Source organism: Pandoraea sp. NPDC090278 (genome assembly GCF_044772185.1).
Classification (GTDB): Bacteria; Pseudomonadota; Gammaproteobacteria; order Burkholderiales; family Burkholderiaceae; genus Pandoraea.
Genome location: NZ_JBIVYJ010000003.1, coordinates 200167 through 219073 on the forward strand (window position 1 = coordinate 200167; position 18907 = coordinate 219073).

17 protein-coding genes and 1 tRNA gene are annotated in these 18907 nt (G+C 63.3%); 7 read left to right on the top strand and 11 right to left on the bottom strand.

The features are described 5' to 3' along the window. From ACIQWO_RS13295 to ACIQWO_RS13315, 5 genes are all read right to left on the bottom strand, one after another. The gene (locus ACIQWO_RS13295) at positions 1-996 is read right to left on the bottom strand and encodes an amidohydrolase family protein (RefSeq protein ID WP_402824404.1); all 996 of its coding nucleotides are present in this window, start codon (positions 994-996) and stop codon (positions 1-3) included. 43 nt (positions 997-1039) lie between these two features. Next, positions 1040-1591 carry a 3-hydroxyanthranilate 3,4-dioxygenase gene (locus tag ACIQWO_RS13300; protein ID WP_402824407.1) on the bottom strand — a complete coding sequence of 184 codons (552 nt, stop codon included), beginning with the start codon at positions 1589-1591 and terminating at the stop codon, positions 1040-1042. A gap of 67 nt (positions 1592-1658) precedes the next feature. After that, positions 1659-2093 (bottom strand): RidA family protein, encoded by a 435-nt coding sequence (locus ACIQWO_RS13305; RefSeq protein ID WP_402824410.1) that lies wholly within the window; start codon positions 2091-2093, stop codon positions 1659-1661. Between the two features lie 117 nt (positions 2094-2210). Further along, positions 2211-3683: a 2-hydroxymuconic semialdehyde dehydrogenase gene (locus tag ACIQWO_RS13310; protein WP_150666101.1), complete on the bottom strand. Its 1473-nt coding sequence runs from the start codon at positions 3681-3683 to the stop codon at positions 2211-2213. A gap of 279 nt (positions 3684-3962) precedes the next feature. After that, on the bottom strand, positions 3963-4529 hold the full coding sequence (locus ACIQWO_RS13315; protein WP_402824414.1) for an SRPBCC family protein: 567 nt from the start codon (positions 4527-4529) through the stop codon (positions 3963-3965). 298 nt (positions 4530-4827) lie between these two features. On the opposite strand from ACIQWO_RS13315, the gene ACIQWO_RS13320 reads away from it, so the two are divergent. The 6 genes from ACIQWO_RS13320 to ACIQWO_RS13345 all read left to right on the top strand — a co-directional run bounded on the left by ACIQWO_RS13320 (position 4828) and on the right by ACIQWO_RS13345 (position 10696). Further along, positions 4828-5880, top strand: a complete 1053-nt coding sequence (locus tag ACIQWO_RS13320; protein ID WP_402824417.1) for a LacI family DNA-binding transcriptional regulator — start codon at positions 4828-4830, stop codon at positions 5878-5880. Positions 5881-6099: 219 nt separating this feature from the next. Continuing rightward, positions 6100-7113 carry an extracellular solute-binding protein gene (locus ACIQWO_RS13325; RefSeq protein ID WP_402824420.1) on the top strand — a complete coding sequence of 338 codons (1014 nt, stop codon included), beginning with the start codon at positions 6100-6102 and terminating at the stop codon, positions 7111-7113. A 56-nt stretch (positions 7114-7169) separates the two neighbouring features. Further along, the gene (locus ACIQWO_RS13330; protein ID WP_402824423.1) at positions 7170-7994 is read left to right on the top strand and encodes an ABC transporter permease; all 825 of its coding nucleotides are present in this window, start codon (positions 7170-7172) and stop codon (positions 7992-7994) included. A gap of 5 nt (positions 7995-7999) precedes the next feature. Further along, complete coding sequence (locus ACIQWO_RS13335) at positions 8000-8803, top strand: ABC transporter permease (protein ID WP_402824426.1); 804 nt, start codon at positions 8000-8002, stop codon at positions 8801-8803. A 14-nt stretch (positions 8804-8817) separates the two neighbouring features. Beyond that, positions 8818-9861, top strand: a complete 1044-nt coding sequence (locus ACIQWO_RS13340; RefSeq protein ID WP_402824428.1) for an ABC transporter ATP-binding protein — start codon at positions 8818-8820, stop codon at positions 9859-9861. Positions 9862-9868: 7 nt separating this feature from the next. Next, the gene (locus tag ACIQWO_RS13345; RefSeq protein WP_402824430.1) at positions 9869-10696 is read left to right on the top strand and encodes a phosphodiesterase; all 828 of its coding nucleotides are present in this window, start codon (positions 9869-9871) and stop codon (positions 10694-10696) included. A 97-nt stretch (positions 10697-10793) separates the two neighbouring features. Here ACIQWO_RS13345 and ACIQWO_RS13350 read toward each other — a convergent pair whose 3' ends face one another. The 3 genes from ACIQWO_RS13350 to ACIQWO_RS13360 all read right to left on the bottom strand — a co-directional run bounded on the left by ACIQWO_RS13350 (position 10794) and on the right by ACIQWO_RS13360 (position 15165). Next, positions 10794-11996, bottom strand: a complete 1203-nt coding sequence (locus ACIQWO_RS13350) for a globin domain-containing protein (RefSeq protein WP_402824433.1) — start codon at positions 11994-11996, stop codon at positions 10794-10796. 218 nt (positions 11997-12214) lie between these two features. Beyond that, on the bottom strand, positions 12215-13717 hold the full coding sequence (locus ACIQWO_RS13355) for a hypothetical protein (RefSeq protein ID WP_402824436.1): 1503 nt from the start codon (positions 13715-13717) through the stop codon (positions 12215-12217). Positions 13718-13977: 260 nt separating this feature from the next. Beyond that, a complete protein-coding gene (locus ACIQWO_RS13360; protein ID WP_402824439.1) occupies positions 13978-15165 on the bottom strand; it encodes a hypothetical protein in 1188 nt (395 codons plus the stop codon). 158 nt (positions 15166-15323) lie between these two features. Here ACIQWO_RS13360 and ACIQWO_RS13365 point away from each other — a divergent pair, with 158 nt between their 5' ends. After that, a complete protein-coding gene (locus tag ACIQWO_RS13365; protein WP_402824442.1) occupies positions 15324-15983 on the top strand; it encodes a DUF1415 domain-containing protein in 660 nt (219 codons plus the stop codon). A 153-nt stretch (positions 15984-16136) separates the two neighbouring features. Here the strand turns inward: ACIQWO_RS13365 and ACIQWO_RS13370 are convergent. The 3 genes from ACIQWO_RS13370 to ACIQWO_RS13380 all read right to left on the bottom strand — a co-directional run bounded on the left by ACIQWO_RS13370 (position 16137) and on the right by ACIQWO_RS13380 (position 18859). Continuing rightward, a tRNA-Thr gene (locus ACIQWO_RS13370) sits at positions 16137-16212 on the bottom strand. Positions 16213-16402: 190 nt separating this feature from the next. Continuing rightward, positions 16403-17416: a class 1 fructose-bisphosphatase gene (locus ACIQWO_RS13375; RefSeq protein ID WP_402824445.1), complete on the bottom strand. Its 1014-nt coding sequence runs from the start codon at positions 17414-17416 to the stop codon at positions 16403-16405. A 159-nt stretch (positions 17417-17575) separates the two neighbouring features. Then, on the bottom strand, positions 17576-18859 hold the full coding sequence (locus tag ACIQWO_RS13380) for an aspartate carbamoyltransferase (protein ID WP_039402605.1): 1284 nt from the start codon (positions 18857-18859) through the stop codon (positions 17576-17578). Positions 18860-18907: the final 48 nt, after the last annotated feature.

Sequence of the window (18907 nt, forward strand, 5' to 3'; positions counted from 1 at the left end):
TTACAGCCCGAAGAACTCCAGCGCGTTCCCGGCCAGAATGCGGTGCCGCGCGGTGTCGTCGAGGCCCGGCTGATCGGCCACCAGACGCCCGATGTCCTGCTCGCCGAGCGGGAACGGGTGGTCCGAGCCGAGCATGATGCGTTCCGTGCCCATCGTGTCGACGAGCAGACGCAGGGCGCGCGGATCGAACACGGCGCTGTCCACGTAGAAGCGGTCCAGATAGTGCGACGGCGGGTGCGGGCTGTCGGCGCGCACGATGTCGCGGCAATGCCAGGCGTTCTCGGCGCGGCCGAGCAGGTACGGGAAGGCGCCGCCGCCGTGCGCGAAGCACAGCTTGAGCGAGCGCGGCAGGCGCTCGAACGCACCCGAGAGGATCAGCGAGAGGATCGACAGTTGTGTCTCGGCGGGCATGGCCACGAGCCACGGCATCATCCATTTCTTCATGCGGCCGTCGGTCATCATGTCCCACGGATGCACCAGCACGGGGATGTGTTCGTCGCCGCAGTGCCGCAAAAATGCCACGAGTTGTTCGTCGTCCAGATCTTTTTCACCGAGGTGGTTACCGATCTGCACGCCGACGTGGCCGGTGGCTTTGGCGCGGGAGGCTTCGGCGCAGGCCAGGTCGAGGTCTTGCAGCGGTACCTGCGCCATCGCCTTCAGGCGGTTCGGGGCGTAGGCGCAGTGCTCCAGCGCAAGGTCGTTCATGCGCTGGACCCAGTCCATGACGGCGCGCCCGTCGTAGCGATAGCCGAACATGATCGGCGTGGCGCATACGACTTGCAGATCGACGCCGTGACGGTCGAGTTCTTCAATGCGCAGCGACGGGTCCCACAGGGCGCGGTAAACCGGGCGGAAGGCGCGATTGTCCAGCATGATGTTGCCGGTCTCGCCGCCTTCGTCGATCCGCAGCCACGGGGCGGTGGCGGCGTCGAGGCGGGCCGCTTCTTCCTGCGTGATGCGCGGGAAGAAGTGGGCGTGCATGTCGATTTTCTTCATGACGTGACGTGTGAGTGTCTGTGTGCCTGGGTGACGCGGCGGATCAGGCCGACGTCGCAGTAGTCTTGGGTTGTGCCGCACGGCCCGGATGGATCTCGCCGCAGCCCGGGCAGCGACGCAGCGTTTCGTTGCCGTAGAACGCTTCGAAGAGCGGCGGCAGATCGGTCACGATGCTCTTGAGTTGCACTTCCACGCGGTGCACCAGCGTGCCGCAGCTCAGGCAGTACCATTCGAAGCCGTCGAGCAGACCGGCCGGGCGCTGGCGCTCGATCACGAGACACAGACTGCCTTCCTCGGGACGTTGCGGCGAGTGGCGCACATGCGGCGGCAACAGGAAGATGTCGCCTTCCTTGAGGTCGATGCGCTCGGGCTTGCCGTCGATCCAGAGATTGACCCAGGCGTTGCCCTTGAACTGATAAAAGAACTCTTCGAGCGGATCGTCGTGATAGTCGGTGCGATGGTTCGGACCGCCGACGACCGTCACGATGAAATCACTGTCCTGCCAGACTTGCTGGTTGCCGACCGGCGGCTTGAGCAGGTGCGCGTGATCATCGATCCAGCGCTGGAAATTGAACGGCTTGCCATACGTCAACATGCTTGTCTCCCGGGTCATGTCGCGTGGTGTTATGTGTGCCTGCCTGCATTCATACGTAAGCGAAGGCTTAGCGTGCGCGCGGCGCATAGGCCACGCACTTGATTTCGATGAGCAGCAGCGGATGCGGCAACTGGTGCACGGCGACCGTCGTGCGGGTAGGGCCGTTCTCGTCGAAATACTCGCCGTACACCTCGTTGTAGCCGCCGAAGTCGTTCATGTTCACCAGGAACGAACCGACTTCGACGACGTCCGCCAGTGTCGCGCCTTCGCTCGCGAGAATGTCGCGAATGTTCTCGATGACGGTGCGCGTCTGCTCGCGAATGTCGAGCTGCGTGACGCCCAGCGCATCGACCTGCGCACCGGCGTACGAGTTATCGGGGCGTCGCGAGCTGGTGCCCGAGACGAACAGGAAGTCACCTGCGCGTTTGATGTGCGGGAACTTGCCGCGCGGCTTGGCTTTGCCTTCGACGACGCGGGCTTGCGTGTTTTGCGATGCGCTCATGGATTCGAGTCTCCGTTGTGTTCTTGTCATGGGACGGCGCGCGGGTGCGGCAGCCTCGACCCCCATCGAGATTGCCGCACCGTCGCCTCCCTACATGGCTTTGACGTACCGCGTTGTTTATAGCTTGATGCAGATGTTGGTGATTTCGGAATAAAAATCGAGCGAGTGACGTCCGCCTTCGCGGCCGAGGCCCGAGAGCTTCACGCCGCCGAACGGCGTGCGCAGATCGCGCAGGAACCACGTGTTGACCCACACGAGGCCTGTCTGGAACTGACGCGCCACCCTGTGCGCGCGCGACAGGTTCGTCGTCCACACGCAACCGGCAAGGCCGTAGTCGCTGTCGTTCACGCGGCGGATGACTTCGTCCTCGCTATCGAACGGGGCGACGTGGCACACCGGGCCGAAGATCTCTTCGCGGACGCAGCGGGCCGTGTCGGGGAGTCCCGTCCAGACCGTCGGCTGGACGAAAGCACCTTCGTCGCGCGCGTCGCCAAAGGTCGGCACACCACCGCCGGTGACCACCGTCGCGCCTTCTTCGACGGCCAACTGATAGTACGAGAGCACCTTCTCGCGATGCTTGCGGGAAACGAGCGGACCCATCTGAACGCCTTCTGCGTCCGGCGCGTCGATACGCAGCGCGGCGGCACGCTCGGCGAGCGCGGCGACGAAGCGATCGAAGATCGGGCGCTCGACGTAGACACGTTCCGAGCACAGGCAGACCTGACCGGCGTTGGTGAAGGACGAACGCACCACACCGTCGACCGCTTTGTCGAAGTCGGCGTCGGCGAAGACCACGGCGGCGTTCTTGCCACCCAGTTCGAACGAGATTTCCTTCACGCCGTCGGCCACCGCTTTCATGATGGCGCTGCCGGTGCGCGATTCACCGGTGAAGGTGATGGCGGAGACGTCCGGGTGCTTGGTCAGAAACTCACCGGCGGAGTTGGGACCGAAGCCGTGCACGAGGTTGAAGACACCGGGCGGCACACCAGCGGCGTCCATGACTTCGGCGAGCAGCGTGGCGGACGAAGGCGTTTCTTCCGAGGGCTTCGCAACGACGCAATTGCCCATCGCCAGCGCGGGGGCGACCTTCCATGTGAAGAGCAGCAGCGGCAGGTTCCACGGCGAGATGATGCCGATGACGCCGAGCGGCTTGCGCGTAACGTAGTTCATCACGTCGCCGCCGTCGGCTGCGCGCATTTCGTAAACTTCACTACCGGCGGTCTTGATGAGGTCCGCAAACATGCGGAAGTTGGCGATGCCACGCGCGATGTCGAGCGTGCGTGCCTGTTCCTCGGGGCGGCCAGTGTCGGCCACTTCGGCGGCGACGAACTCGTCGAAACGGGCCTGAATGCCGTCGGCGATGCGGTGCAGGACAGCGGCCCGCTCGGCGGGCGTGGTCTTGCCCCACGGGCCGTCGTGCAGGGCGCGACGGGCGGCGCTCACGGCGCGGTCGACGGTGGCGGCATCGGCTTCGCACACTTTCGCGACGAGGTGGCCGTCCACCGGGCTGACGTTATCGAACTGGCGATCGGTGGCGACGAACGCACCATCCACGTAATGCCGCAGCAGCGGCGCATTCGCAAGGCTCACGAGGTCTCCTGGAGCGGATTGTTTTGCGGGGCGGCAGGTCGCCGGTGACGCCATGCAACGCAGCGTCACGGCACAACCGCCGGATGCTCACAAGTCTAGGCAACCGTCGATATAAAAAATAATGAAATCTATCGTGGCGTCTATTCCTTAATGGAATAGATGGGGGAAAAGAGGCGCGGGAGGCAACTCGCAGCCCAGAGACAGCGCTGCCGCGCTCATCATCGTTGTATGGAGCTCCGACGATCCGTGTGTCAATGGGAATATCGTCGGTCGTGACGGCTAACGATGCGAATCGTGACTCACACGCGCCCGGGCCTCGCGCAACTCGCGCGGATCGCGTTCCTTGCCGATGGCGGCCGGTGGCAGGTCGCTGTCGAGACACTCGACCAGATGGGCGTTCAGCACCGCAGCAAGTCCCTCGCCGCCACGTCGCATCACGTAATTGTGGTTCCAGCGGAACAGCGGCCGGGCCAGCGGCGCGAGCTTGTTCATCCACTCACGCCGGGTGTGGACGTCCCACGCATAGCGCACCACCGTAATCGAGCCTTCCGTCTCGAAGCGCCAGACCCCCGTGCCTTCGGCCTCACCTGTCGCCACACTGCGCACCTCGCGCATCGGGTCGATGTGCGTGATGCGGGTCTCGAAGGTCAGCGAATAGGGCAAAGCCCCGTGCCAGGTCAGTGCGCGCACCGCACCAATACCGTCGGCATCCCCCGGATCGAGCGTGCGCACCTCCCGCACGCAGGGCCACCAGCGGGCCCAATGGTCGACGTCCCGTAGCGTGTCCCAGACTTCGTTCAGCGGCGCGGTGAGCCGCCACAAGGTGAGGAAGTGATAGTCGTTCATGGCCGTTCCCGGTCGTGGATGGAGGTGGTCCTCATGCCGCGATGCCCCCCGTTGGAGGGGGGATTTTCAGTATAGGCGGCATCACGGAGAGCGTCGGCGCGTCCGTTTCGATAGCCGCAAGTCGCCATGCAAGGACGGCCAATGCGCCGATCCAGCATCCATGAGGCTCCCCGGACTGTCATGAATTCATCACAATGCCTCCATAGAATCCCGGAGTGAAAACGTTTTCGTAAACGTTTACATTTGCGTAAAATCCGTCAACTTCAAAATTCGACGGTCCAGATAAGAGGAGCGGGGTGTGGCTGATATTCGGGATGTGGCGCAGCGTGCAGGTTGTTCGATCGCGACGGTGTCGCGTGCACTTAATTCGCCGCAACTGGTGCGTCCCGAGACGCTCGCCCGCGTGCAGGCGGCGGCCGCTGAACTCAAATTCCGTCCCAACGCGCTCGGTCGTCAACTGCGCGGCGAGCGCACCGGCCTGATCGGCGTGATGCTGCCCACACTCGGCAATCCGGTCTTCGCCGATTGCCTCGAAGGCATCGAAGCCGCTGTCGACGGCACGGGCCGCCGCCTGTTGCTCGTCACCACCCAATACGATCCGGAACGCGAACGCAACGCCATCGAAACCCTGCTGCAACAGCGGGTCGATGGTTTGCTCCTCACGCTCGCCGATGCCGAACACAGCGCGCTCGTCGACGATCTCGCGGCCGAGGGCGTGGCGTGCCAGCTCGTTTATAACGACGCCCCCGAGCGCCCGTGCGTGTCCGTGGATAACCGCGCGGCCGCCGCTCAGGGCGTGAACATGCTCATCGAGGCCGGACATCGCGACATCGTGATGGTGACGGGGGCGCTGCATGCGTCCGACCGCGCCAAGCGTCGCTATCTCGGCTACGGCGACGCCATGCAGGCCGCCGGTCTCACGCCGCTGCCAGCGTTCGAAATCGACTTCAACAGCGGGGCGCGGGGCGAGCGGGTGCGCGAATGGCTGGCGCAGCGTGAGCGCGACGGCGCGCGCCCCACGGCGCTGTTCTGCTCCAACGATCTGCTCGCGCTCGGCGTCATGCGTGCGCTGCGCGAAGCCGGGCTGCGTGTGCCGGACGACATCTCCGTGCTCGGCTTCGACGGCCTCGCCGTCGGTGAACTGCTCTCGCCGACGCTCGCGACGGTCGTGCAGCCCAGCGTGGAGATCGGCCGCCACGCGGCGCAGCGTCTGCTCGCACAGATCGACGGACGTGTCGGCGCGGCCGGTGTGACCGCATCGCACGATCCCGCGCTCAACCATGCGCTGATCCTGCCACACGAGATTCGCCGGGGCGGCACGGTGTCGGCACCGCCCGCCAAACCCGCATGACGACGCGCACCACCGGTTTCGAAGCAATCGCAGCACTGCAGTACGCAGGACCCCAGTACTAGCAAGCAAGAAAGTGGCCGACGACCGACTCCATCAAGAGAGCGCGGCGTGGGCCGAGGCAATCAGGCATCCGGCCGCAAGGCCTGTACCACACGGTAGAAACGTAACCTGCGGCGGCACACGCGTGCCGCCAACGCTCAGACTTTCAGGAGCCCAGAAATGAAGCTTTGGATCACCCGCGCCGCTCGCACGCTGGCGTTGTTCACCTTGCTCGGCGCTGGCGCCGCGCATGCCCAGCAGACGGCGATCTGCTACAACTGCCCGCCGGAATGGGCGGACTGGGCCGGTCAGGTCAAGTCGATTGCGCAAGACACCGGCATTCGCGTGCCGCTGGACAACAAGAACTCGGGACAAGCGGTCGCACAACTGATCGCAGAACAGAAGGCACCGGTCGCCGACATCGTCTATCTGGGTATCACGGCGGCGATCGAAGCGGGCAAGAAGGGCCTGCTCGCTCCGTACAAGCCTGCAAACTGGGATCAGGTACCGGCCAACCTGAAGGATCCGAACGGCTTGTGGACGACGATCCACTCGGGCACGGTCGGCTTCTTCGTGAACCGCGACGCCCTGGAAGGCAAGCCGGTGCCGCGTTCGTGGGCCGACCTGCTCAAGCCGGAATACAAGGGCATGGTGGGTTATCTGGACCCGAGCAGCGCCTTCGCAGGCTACGCAGCCGCGATTGCCGCCAACCAGGCGCTCGGCGGTTCGATGGAGAACTTCGGTCCGGCGATCAGCTTCTTCCAGAAGCTCAAGGCCAACGCGCCGATCGTGCCGAAGCAAACGGCGTATGCCCGCGTGCTCTCGGGTGAAATCCCCATCCTGATCGATTTCGACTTCAACGCTTACCGCGCCATCTACAAGGACCGCGCCAACGTGCAGTTCGTGATTCCGATGGAAGGTTCGGTGTCGCTGCCGTACGTGATCGCGCTCGTGAAGAACGCGCCGCACGCCGACAACGGCAAGAAGGTGATCGACTACACGCTGTCGGACAAGGGGCAGGCCCACTGGGCGCAAGCGTTCCTGCGTCCGGTTCGCGCTAGCACCATGCCGGCCGACGTCGCTGCGAAGTTCCTGCCCGCGAGCGACTATGCCCGCGTGAAGCCGGTCGATCTGCAAAAGCTCGCCGCACAGCAGGACGCGTTCGGTCAGCAGTATCTGAAGAACGTGCGCTAAGTCCTCGCGACTAAACGCACGGTAATGTCCAACGAGGAAGAGGAGCAAAGCAAGCGATGCGTGACCTGACTCTGCCGCGCGGCTGGCGCGTGGCACTTTTGCTACCGGCACTGGCGGTCTTTCTGGCGTTCTGGCTTTTGCCGATGGCCGCACTTGTGCAGGTAAGCGGCGACGGTCACGCGTTCGAGACCTATCGCGCCATTCTCACCAATGCGCGTTATCTCGATAGCCTGTGGCAAACCGTGGTGCTGTCAGCCCTGGTCACACTGGCTACTCTGGCGTTGTCGCTTGTGGCGGGCCTCTTCCTCACCCGTCATGACTTTCCGGGCAAATCGGCACTCGTGTCGATGTTGACCCTGCCGCTGGCGTTCCCCGGCGTGGTGGTCGGTTTCATGGTCATCATGCTGGCGGGTCGCCAAGGCCTGATCGGCGATCTGACGTCGAAACTCTTCGGCTCAAAGGTCGTGTTCGCGTATTCGCTCACGGGCCTGTTTCTCGGTTACCTGTACTTCTCGATTCCGCGTGTGATTCTGGCCGTGATGGCCGCCGCGGAATCCCTCGATCATTCGCTCACGGAAGCGGCGTCGTCGCTGGGCGCAGGGCCCTTCGCGATTGCCCGCGACGTGACGCTGCCCGCACTTGCCCCTGCGCTGATCGCCTCGGGCGCGATGTGCTTCGCGACCTCGGTCGGCGCGTTCGGCACGGCCTTCACGCTCGCCACCGACATCGACGTGCTGCCGATGACCATCTACACCGAGTTCACGCTTAACGCCAATGTGGCGACGGCGGCGGCCCTCTCGGTGATTCTCGGCATCGTCACGTGGGCGGTGCTGATGCTCGCCCGCAATTTCACTGGGCAGGCTGTCGCCGCCGGAGGTTGATCCGCATGCTCAAGAAAACCCTTTTCACGCTGCAACTGCTGCTTACGCTGCTGATGTGCGCGTTCTTGCTGATTCCGGTGGGGATGTCGATTCTCGCCGGGCTGTCGGTGAACTATTTCCGTGGTCCGTCGGCGGGTCTCACGTTCAAGTGGGTGATTCAGGTCTGGCAGGACTATCACGACGCGATTCTGAATTCGCTGTACGTCGGTGCCGCCACGCTCGTGCTGGTCGCGCTGCTCGGCGTGCCTGCCGGTTACGTGCTCGCCCGCTGGCAGAGCCGTTTCGCGCGCTGGATCGAAGAGCTGCTGACGTTGCCCATCGCGCTGCCGGGACTGGCGAGTGCGCTGGCCCTCATCAGCGTGTACGGCGGCATGCGCGGCTTTCGCGAAAGTCTGGCGTTCATCGTCGTGGGGCACGTGATCTTCACGCTGCCGTTCATGGTGCGTGCGGTGGCGGCGGCCTGCGCCGACTCGCGCATCAAGATGATGGAAGAGGGCGCGGCAAGTCTCGGCGCGAGCTTCCTGCGACGCTTCATGACCGTCGTGCTGCCTAACATCCGCGGCGAAATCGTGGCGGCGGCGCTGATCGTCGTGACGCTCTCGCTCGGCGAATTCAACCTCACGTGGATGCTGCACACGCCCGACACCAAGACCCTCCCGGTGGGGCTGGCCGACGCCTACGCGTCGCTGCGTCTGGAGATCGGCAGTGCGTACACGGCGGTGTTCTTCGTGCTGATCGTGCCGCTGCTCATCGTCATGCAGATGACGGCTCAACGGGCAAAAGTCCGCAATTCGCGCGGTCGCACCTGATTACGGATATGACGATGAAACTGACTTCCATCCCCATTCATCTCGAACGCTGCGCCAAGACGTTCCACGGCAACACTGTCCTGCAGCCGCTCGATCTGACGATCGGTGCGGGCGAGACGCTGGTGCTGCTCGGCCCGTCGGGATGCGGCAAGACCACGACCCTGCGCATGATCGCAGGGCTTGAGCGTCCCGACGCCGGTGGACGCGTTCGCTTCGGCGACGAAGACGTCACGCGCCTGCCCATCGAGAAGCGCCGCGTCGGCATGGTCTTTCAGAATTACGCCCTGTTCCCGAACTTCACCGTACGCGGCAATGTCGCGTACGGCCTCAAGTTGCGCGGTCTGCCCTCGGCGCAGATCAACAAGCGTGTGGACGAGTTGCTTGATCTGGTGCATCTCACGCCCTACGCAGACCGCGCGATCGCACAGCTCTCTGGTGGCCAGAAGCAGCGCGTCGCACTGGCACGTGCGCTCGCACCGGAGCCGCGCGTGCTGTTGCTCGACGAACCGCTCACTGCCCTCGACGCCAAGCTGCGCGAGACGGTGCGTGCGGACATGGACCGCCTGCTGCGTGGGCTCGGGGTGACGACGGTGTACGTCACCCACGATCAGGACGAAGCGATGGCGCTTGGCGACCGCATCGTGGTGATGAGCGCCGGTCGTATCGAACAGATCGGTGCGCCGCGCGACATCTATTACCAACCGGCGTCGCGTCACGTGGCGAACTTCGTCGGCACGCTCAATCGTCTGGCCGGTGTGTGGCGTGACGGGCACTTCCATCTGGAAGGCGGTCGCGTCGAATGCCCGAACGTGCGTGCCGATGTGCAGGAGTTGTACTTCCGCCCCGAGGACGCCATCGTCGTGCCCGCTGGCGACGCGCCGCTGACCGGTCAGATCGAAGAGGTGCAGTTCCTCGGCGACCGCACGCGTCTGACGCTCACTGGCGTGTCCACGGCCGGTGCGGTGCTCGTCGAAGTTTCCAGCCGTCGCGAGTGCCGCGTCGGCGATAAGGTGGGCCTGTCGCTGCCCGCCGCCCATGTCTTTTCGCTTCACGGATAAACCGCTCATGCTGTTCGCGCAAATCAGCGACCTTCACATCAAACGCCCCGGCAAGCTGGCCTATCGCCGCGTCGATACCGCCGCTTATCTCGAGCGTTGTGTGGCACGTCTCAATACGCTTACGCCGCGTCCCGACTTTGTTGTGCTGACGGGCGATCTCGTCGACTTCGGTGCGCGCGAGGAATACGAACATCTGCGTCGTTTGCTCACGCCGCTGGAAATCCCGTACTACCTCGTCATCGGCAATCACGACGGCCGCGACGCGCTGCGCGAAGTGTTCCCCGAGCACACGTATCTCGGCAAACCGGGCGACTTCGTGCAATACACGGCGATGTTCGGACCGCTGCGACTCGTAGCGCTCGATACGCAGGATCCGCCCAATGGCGGCGGGAAGTTGTGCGACGAGCGCCTGCAATGGCTCGAAGCGACGCTTGCCAGCGATACGCAAACGCCGACGGTCGTCGCCATGCACCATCCGCCGTTCGCGTGCGGCATCGAGCACATGGACATTCAGGCGCTCGACTCGGGCGATGCGGCGAAGCTGGCTGCCATCGTGCGTCAGTTCGACAACGTGGAGCGCGTGATCTGCGGCCACGTGCATCGTCCGATTCATACGCGCTTTGCCGGTACCGTAGCGAGCGTGTGTCCGTCGCCTGCGCATCAGGTCGCGCTCGATCTGCGCGAGGGTGGGCCGTCGGCGTGGGTACTCGATCCGCCAGCGTTCCAATTGCATCGATTCACACCGCAGACGGGACTCGTCTCGCATCTCGCATTCGTCGATGACGCAGGCGGTTCGCATCCGTTCTATGACGCGGCGGGTAAGTTGATCGACTGAGCCGGTTGTGGCAGCGATGTCGCGCTCAATGCCCTCATGCAAAAAGGCTCCCTCGGGAGCCTTTTGCGTTTCGGGTGTGACGAGTGTCTGCGAAGGATTACAGCAGGTGATCCAGTGCGTCCGGGCCGAAGACTTCGCGGCGCATGCGACCTGCGGACACACCGGCGTCGCGCAAGGCACGCCACTGCGTCTGCATGAAGGCGGACGGGCCGCACATCAGGTAGTCGGCGTCGGCAGGCAGCGAGAGACGCGACAGGTCCATGCGTCCGGCATGCGTGTAATCGACGTCTTCACGGTCCGTGCTCAACGGCGCTTCAAGGAACGTGACGGTGTGCAGATTCGGCAACTGCGTCTTCGCGAAGGCCAGATGACGGCGCAGCGCCACGTGCGAGCCGTTGCGACCGGCGTGGGCGAACAGCACTTCGCGACGCGATCCCTTGGCGGCCAGCGCCGCAACCATCGACATCATCGGCGTGATCCCTACACCGGCGCTCAGCAGCACGAGCGGACGGGCGGAGTCTTGCGGCAGCGTGAACTCGCCGTAGGCCGGACCGACCAGAATGCGATCGCCCGCCTTGACGTTCGCGTGCAACCAGTTCGAAACCATCCCTTCCGGCTTCGACGCATTGGCTTCTTCGCGCTTGACGGTGATGCGCCAGTGCGGCGCTTCGGGGGCGTCCGAGAGGCTGTACTGGCGGCGCTGTTGCAGGCCGTCCGGCAGCGTGACGGCGACGCTCACGTACTGGCCCGGTGCGAACTCGCCCGGTGAGCCGCCTTCCGGCGTGCGCAGGTAGTACGACACGACGTGTTCGGTCTCGCGGTCGACGTCAGCCACGACCAGCTCGCGCAGCGCGCCCAGCGGCGCACGCGACTGCTCCGACAGTCGCGCTTCGGCCGCGATCAGTTCGCCAGCGAGTAGCCAGTAGGCTTCGTCCCAGGCGGCAATGAGTTCAGGCGTCGCGGCGTCGCCCAGCACGGCCTTGATGGCGGCGAGCAGATAACGTCCGACGATGGGGTAGTGTGCGGGCGTAATGCCGACAGAGACGTGCTTGTGAACGATGCGCTCAAGCACGGGGGCGAGGGCGGCTGCATTGTCGATGTTCGCGGCGTAAGCAAAGACGGCAGAGGCGAGCGATTGCTGTTGCGCGCCGCTTGCCTGATTGCCCATGTTGAAGAGGTTGCGCAGCTCAGGATGCGCTTCAAACATGCTCGCGTAGAAATGGCGCGTGATCGCAAGACCGTGTTCGCGCAAGACCGGAACGCTTGCGTCGATGTAGGGGCGGGATGCGGCGGAAAGCATGGCAAGACTCCTGAATTTATAAGATGCAAATTAAATGCATCTTTTTGGTCGTACTTGTGGGTGTTTCATCGACGCCGTCGACGCTCACGCTCTGGGGCGTCCACGGTGCGGCATTCGGTCGCCGGTCCCCAGGGCTCACATCATGGACAACTCGCACAACTCGACAACAACTTTCAGGGGGCCGGCGGAGTGATTATAAGATGCAAATTAAATGCATGTTATAGGGCTGCGGCGGAATGTCGCAACGGATCGGTGGGCGCAGCTTGCTGTGAGGGCAGGTGTTGTCCGAGACGAGGTGCGCGGCGGCGCTCGACGATCTGGACGGCGCGCTTGCGGGTCTGATCGATGAAGAAGAAGCCTGCGCGCACGAAGCGAACCCGTTCGGCAGAGAGCGCCGTGAGCGGCGTGTTGCCCGCATTGTTGGGCCGGGTCGGATCGCCGCCGTAGCGCAGCGCGGTGTTGAGCATGTAGTCGGCGTAGATGGCGTCGCGGGGATGGTGTGTCGTCGCAGCAAGGAAGTGCATGATCGAGTTGCCCTCATACACGGGCGCGTTGCAGTCGGGATGAAAGGCGAGCAGCACCTCGGCTGCACCGCAATAGCCCTGTGACGCCAGCCATATGACCGGCGGCGTGCCGTCCGCATGGGGTTGCGTCAAATCCATGCCACGCTGCTGGAGCAGCGCGGCCATCGCAAAAAGGGTTTCGTGCGCCCGCAGCGGATCCTGTCCGGCGTCGCAAAGCCGCTTCGCTTCGCGCATCATGGCCGCGCTAGCAGCAGGTACGTGATCCAGTGTCGCGTTGCCCGATACCGTTCCCGGGTTGGCGATCATGTGCACGGCGCGTTCGCGTGCCTGCTTCACCATCTTTTGCGTTAGCCGCAGGTATTGCACGAGGCTTTCCGGCAAGAGCGATGCGGGGGTGACGCCGGTGAAGTTGACCTGATCGGGGTCGCCGCCGTATCGCAGTGCGAGGATGAAGAGGAAAAAGGCGGAAAACGAATAGGGGCGCAACCGCGTGGTGGCCGCGAGCTGATGCATGAGCGTGTTGCCCCCGCGACCGACTTCGGCGGTGTTGCAGGCGGCACCTAGCGAGAGCAGAACGTCGGCCGCTGCGCAGTAGCCATTGAATGCCAGTAACACGACCGGGGGCGAGCCCGTGAGTGCGGGTTGTGTGAGGCTGGCACCGTGCGACTGGAGCATCTTTCCCAGACGAAAGAGCGAATCGTTTGCCACGAGCAGGTCACTGCCGTTCAGATACAGACGCTCGGCTTCGGCAGCCATCGCCGTGGCGATGAGTGGCACGCCGTTTGCCGTGGCCTGATTGGCGTCGGCACCTAGTTCTAGAAGCGACGGCAGCCATTCCACGGCGACGTGACCGCACAAATGCGTGAGCGGCAGGTGTACGTCTCCTGTGACCTCGGACACCGGCACGTTGTTGGTCTTGTCGCGACCGCACGCGATCAGGACGCGCAACGCGCTGACAGCGGTGGACGACGGGAGCGCTGGGAAGTCATCAGCCATAAGGGCGTCGACGAATACCGTGGGGTAAGCCGATGGCTCCGCTGCGTACCGAAGCCAGAGTTGAAGGCCGAAGTCGCTGAGCAGCAGATCGGCGTCATCTGGTTCGAGGTCGTCGCGCCGTGAGCGGTCGACGAAGATACCGGCGTTCTCGAGATCGCTCAGGGTTCTGTGCTGCACCGGTGTGCAAAACAGAGTGGCCATCGAGAAGACCAGCCTTTTGGGATTGTCCGGTCTTGCAAGCGAACAACTGTCGTGGAGTTCGCAGCCAGCGGCCGTCGTGGGGCACATCAATATGTCCCACACTTCGCGCGATGTACAACGCGCCTCACGTCGCGCACGAAGGAGTGCTTCGAGCGCGAGGCTTTCCGGTGGGACGGCACTGTCGCTTACGGAACCGAGATGCGTCGCTGACGATATCGAGTGGGCGGTGACTGAGGGGATGGGCATGTCGGACGAGAGGATCAGCTAAGGGCTCTGATGCGACGGAAGGCAGCGGTACGGACCGTCGTGAGGAAGGCTTCGTCGACTTGCGGGCCGAGCGATGTCGGTTCGGGCAACCATGAGCGGGGCGTATGTCCCGATGCATTCGGCCGGTCCAGACTGCCGCCGTGGCGTAGGGCGAGAATCAGGACGTAGTGGGCGAGCTTGGCGTTTTCGGTGTGCGTTGGGGTCTCCCGCATGTGAACTGCATGGGCCAGGTGATGCAAGAGGGTGTTGCCATGCGTATCGGCCGCGTTCGGACTGGCGCCGCTGATGAGCAGCGCTTCGGCTGCGCCGCACAGCCCATGAAAGGCGAGTAGCGCGACGGAGGGCACGCCGCGTCCGTTCGGTTGGGTCAGATCGGCGCCGTGCCGTTTGAGCAGTTCGGCGAGTTGCCGGAGTGAGGTGTGGGCGCACATGAAGTCTTGCCCGGCGTTGTGCAGACGGATCGCTTCCGCGCGCATGGCATTAACAATCAGCGGCACACCCCGCTGGCTCATCTGATGCGGGCAGCCGCCGAGTTCGAGCACGCGACGCAACCAGTGCGGCGCGACCTGGCTGCACAGATGGGAGAGCGGATTGACGGGGGCGAGGTCGGATGGATTCGATGGCGTGGCGGCGGTACGATCGCGTCCGCAGGCGATGAGAATCCGCAGAATCTTGGCGATGCGTGTGCGGTCGTGCGTGGACGTCGCACCGAAGATGTCGGAGCCGTCGAACACCTTGAGGTAAGCCGTCGGTGTTGCCGCATATTGCAGCCAGAGGAGCAGTCCTTCGTTGCTGCGTAGCAGGGCGGCGTCTTCTGGACGCAGGTAACCGGCACGCGCAGGAATGAGGAAGACGCCTGCGTCCGTGAGCCGGTCTATCGTGCGCTCCGATTCGGGCAGGGTCAGCAACGTCACCATTTCGAGAAACAGCGGACCGTTCGGCGATGCGGCTTCGCACGCGCCGCGCAACTCGCGTCCCGCACAACTCTGCGGATCGACAAGCATGTTCCAGATGTCCTGTGCGTGGTACAGCGAGCCGCGTCGCACGTCGAGCAGGTCGACCAACGAGGTGGCGGACAAATGCCGTCCCTCGGGTTGCGGATGGGAGGCGGCGATGTTGTCGCTCGCGCTGAAGGTGTACGTACTGTGAGCGCTGGTGGTGATGGGCGGAGTACTGGGCATGGTCGTTGGGCGCGTGGCGTGGAGAAGCCGCATGGTCGCGCACGCGCCGCGTGCGGGTTTTGGCATTCGCCCCGTCAGGTTCTCCATGACGGACATGCCGACGCGGCGCGAATGCCGCACTACAATGCGGTATTCATGAATCATCGCCACGCTTTTGTATGACGGAGAAAAACATTCCAGACGCCGCGTCCGCCACGAACCCGTTGCAGACGCAGGACAACGAGGCCGTGATTGCGGCGACACGCCACTGGCTCACGCGCGCCGTGATCGGCCTGAACCTTTGCCCCTTTGCGAAGGCGGTGCACGTCAAAGATCAGATCCGGTATGTCGTGAGCGCCGCGCGCGATATGGAGGGCGTGCTGCTCGATCTGGAGAAGGAGTTGCAGTGGCTGGCGCAGACCGACCCGCAAGCGGTCGATACGACGCTGCTGATCGTGCCGGACGCGTTGCTCGACTTCCACGAGTACAACGACGCACTGTTCTTTGCCGAGCGCATGCTCAAGCAGTTGCAGCTCGAAGGCGAACTACAGATTGCGAGTTTCCATCCGGACTATCAGTTCGAAGGCACCGATCCGGACGACGCCGAGAATTTCACGAATCGTTCGCCGTATCCGATTCTGCATTTGCTGCGCGAAGCGAGCATCGACCGCGCGGTGGAAGCCTTCCCGGAAGCCGAAACGATATACGAACGTAACGAAGCGCTGATGCGCAAGATGGGTGTCGCGGGCTACCACGAATGGATGGCGCAACCGGCGGAAGACGAAGATGGTGCGAATGACAACGCCATCGATGACGACGAAGGCAACGCAGGAAAGTAATGAGGGACTGCGGAGAGGGGGAGGATTCGATCCCTCTCTCCGGTATCGGAGAGTGCCGAAAAACAAAAAAGCCGCGCGACATAATCGGGCGGCTTTTCTGTTGACTGCTAAGTACTTCGTCTTGCTTGCATCACCAGGGACTGAGTAAGTCGCTGGTGCCGGAGAGAGGAATCGAACCCCCGACCTTCTCATTACGAATGAGCTGCTCTACCGACTGAGCTACTCCGGCGCTGCGAAGATGTGGGATATTAGCAGACTTTACGGATTTGTCACTACTTTTTTCGAAGATTTTTCGCTGCGACTGCATCAGTCACGCGTAAATCATTGAAATTTCAGAAATCCTGCGCTTCCGTCGTCGCGAAAAAATTTTCGCGTCATCGCATCGTCTTCGCGACGACGAAACCGCATCTTCACGTCGCTTACTTCTTGTCGCCTTCGAGGTGATAACCGGTCACGCGTTCGACTTCGTTCTTCGAGCCGAGGAACACCGCAACACGCTCATGCAGCTTCTGCGGCTGAATGTCGAGAATGCGCTGCGTGCCGTTCGTGGACGCGCCACCCGCTTGCTCGACGAGGAAGCTCATCGGGTTCGCTTCGTACATGATGCGCAGCTTGCCCGGCTTGTCCGGATCGCGCTTGTCGGCCGGGTACATGAACACGCCGCCGCGCGTCAGAATGCGATGCACGTCCGCCACCATCGACGCGATCCAGCGCATGTTGAAGTCCTTGCCGCGCACGCCTTCCTTGCCTTGCAGCAACTCGCCGATGTAACGCTGCACCGGCGGATACCAGTGACGCTCGTTCGACATGTTGATCGCGAATTCCTTGGTGTCTTCCGGAATGCGCATGCCTTCCTGCGTCAGCACCCACGAACCCATCTCGCGATCGAGCGTGAAGCAGTTCACGCCATGACCCGTCGTGAGCACCAGCACCGTTTGCGGACCGTACACCGCATAACCGGCCGCCACTTGCTGCGTGCCCGGTTGCAGGAAGTCCTTCTCGGTCGGATCCGTCACGCCTTCCGGGCAACGCAGTACCGAGAAGATCGTGCCGATCGACACGTTGACGTCGATGTTCGACGAACCGTCGAGCGGGTCGAACATCAGCAGGTATTCACCTTGCGGATAGCGGTTCGGAATGTGGAAGACGTCTTCCATCTCTTCCGAAGCCATCGCCGCCAGATGGCCGCCCCATTCGTTCGCTTCGAGCATGATCTCGTTGGAGATCACGTCGAGCTTCTTCTGAACCTCGCCCTGCACGTTCTCGCTGCCTGCGCTGCCCAGCACGCCACCGAGCGCGCCCTTGGACACGGCGTGGCTGATGGATTTGCACGCACGTGCGACGACTTCGATCAGCAGACGAAGCTCGGCGGGAATGTTGTTGAATTCCCGCTGCTGTTCGATCAGATATTGGGTAAGGGTCTTGCGCCGCATGTGGGCCTCCGGAAAAGCGAAAAAGCGTACATATCGAGATGCCCGCAATTTTACTCGTAAAGCGACACTGCCCCCGCGAAAAATCCTTGGGGGCAGTGCAGTATCGGCATCGTCCGACGAACGATTCGGATTTCTCCGACGCGTTCGCGGCGTGCGAAATCAGTCGAGACCGTCGAACAGCGCGTCGTCCGGACCGATGTGCGACGGCGAGCGCCAGGCAGCGTCGCGCATGCTGTGCTGCACTTGCTTGTCCACGCCGAGCAGGATCGCGAAGATCGCCATGCGCACCGGAATACCGTTGTCCGTCTGACGGAAGATGGCCAGACGCGGATCGTGATTCAGGTCCGTCGACAGATCGTTTGCGCCCGGGCGGCTGTCGCGCGGCAGCGGGTGCATGATGATCGTGCGGCTATCGCAATACTGGTTGATCAGCGCTTCGTTGATCTGGAAGTCCGGCGTGTAGCCTTCGATGGCCTCGTCGGCGAAGCGCTCCTTCTGGATGCGCGTCGCGTAGACCACGTCCGCACCGGCCAGATCGGCGAGCGAATTGCTTTGCACGATGACGTGACCGTTCTGCGAGATCTGGTCGAGAATATACGTCGGCATTTCCAGCGACGGCGGCGAGATCAGCGTGAACTTCAGGCCGCGATACAGCGCGAGCAGCTTGATGAGCGAGTGCACCGTGCGGCCGTAGCGCAGGTCGCCGACCATTGCCACGTGGGCGCCGTCGACCAGCTTGCCCAGACGCGAGAACTCGCGGCCGATGGTGTACAGGTCGAGAATGGCCTGACTCGGGTGTTCGCCCGGGCCGTCGCCGCCGTTGATGACGGGGATGTTCGTGGCGCGTGCGAATTCGGCGACCGAGCCCTTTTCCGGGTGACGCACGACAAGCGCGTCGACGTAACCGCTCATGACACGGCTCGTGTCGTAGATCGATTCGCCCTTGGCCATCGACGAGAACGTGAAGCCGGTTGTGTCGCACACCGAGCCGCCGAGGCGGCAGAAGGCGGAGCCGAAGCTCACGCGGGTGCGGGTACTGGCTTCGAAGAACAGATTGCCGAGTACTGCGCCTTCGAGCACGCGCGAGATCTTCTGGCGGCGCGCGATCGGTTGCATGATGTCGGCAACGTGGAACAATTCTTCCAGCGAATCGCGCGAGAATTGGTCGACGGAGATCAGATGCGGCTTGCCGTCGAGCCCCATGCGTTCGCGCAGCGGCTTGTGTGCGCTTTGCGTAGATTCCGCAGACGGCGCTTCGCGACCGAGAATTTCACCGACGAATTTCTCCACGATGCTCGGCATCGTGCGATATTCGCTGGAATCTTCGGGCAGCAGCCACGTGTCGAGGGCGCGCCGACGAACGCCGATACGCTCGGCGAAGGTGTCGCGGGTCATGTTCAGGCGACGCATCGCGTCGCGCAGGAAAGTCTGCTGTGCACTCATGGTCGGGTCGGCAGGAATGTGTACGCGATGCGTATAATAAGCGTCGAT

Bases quoted from the DNA above. Each gene is read 5' to 3' on its own strand.
- ACIQWO_RS13295 (WP_402824404.1), bottom strand. From the start codon at position 996: ATGAAGAAAATCGACATGCACGCCCACTTCTTCCCGCGCATCACGCAG.
- ACIQWO_RS13300 (WP_402824407.1), bottom strand. From the start codon at position 1,591: ATGTTGACGTATGGCAAGCCGTTCAATTTCCAGCGCTGGATCGATGAT.
- ACIQWO_RS13305 (WP_402824410.1), bottom strand. From the start codon at position 2,093: ATGAGCGCATCGCAAAACACGCAAGCCCGCGTCGTCGAAGGCAAAGCC.
- ACIQWO_RS13315 (WP_402824414.1), bottom strand. From the start codon at position 4,529: ATGAACGACTATCACTTCCTCACCTTGTGGCGGCTCACCGCGCCGCTG.
- ACIQWO_RS13325 (WP_402824420.1), top strand. From the start codon at position 6,100: ATGAAGCTTTGGATCACCCGCGCCGCTCGCACGCTGGCGTTGTTCACC.
- ACIQWO_RS13330 (WP_402824423.1), top strand. From the start codon at position 7,170: ATGCGTGACCTGACTCTGCCGCGCGGCTGGCGCGTGGCACTTTTGCTA.
- ACIQWO_RS13335 (WP_402824426.1), top strand. From the start codon at position 8,000: ATGCTCAAGAAAACCCTTTTCACGCTGCAACTGCTGCTTACGCTGCTG.
- ACIQWO_RS13340 (WP_402824428.1), top strand. From the start codon at position 8,818: ATGAAACTGACTTCCATCCCCATTCATCTCGAACGCTGCGCCAAGACG.
- ACIQWO_RS13345 (WP_402824430.1), top strand. From the start codon at position 9,869: ATGCTGTTCGCGCAAATCAGCGACCTTCACATCAAACGCCCCGGCAAG.
- ACIQWO_RS13350 (WP_402824433.1), bottom strand. From the start codon at position 11,996: ATGCTTTCCGCCGCATCCCGCCCCTACATCGACGCAAGCGTTCCGGTC.
- ACIQWO_RS13355 (WP_402824436.1), bottom strand. From the start codon at position 13,717: ATGGCCACTCTGTTTTGCACACCGGTGCAGCACAGAACCCTGAGCGAT.
- ACIQWO_RS13360 (WP_402824439.1), bottom strand. From the start codon at position 15,165: ATGCCCAGTACTCCGCCCATCACCACCAGCGCTCACAGTACGTACACC.
- ACIQWO_RS13365 (WP_402824442.1), top strand. From the start codon at position 15,324: ATGACGGAGAAAAACATTCCAGACGCCGCGTCCGCCACGAACCCGTTG.
- ACIQWO_RS13375 (WP_402824445.1), bottom strand. From the start codon at position 17,416: ATGCGGCGCAAGACCCTTACCCAATATCTGATCGAACAGCAGCGGGAA.
- ACIQWO_RS13380 (WP_039402605.1), bottom strand. From the start codon at position 18,859: ATGAGTGCACAGCAGACTTTCCTGCGCGACGCGATGCGTCGCCTGAAC.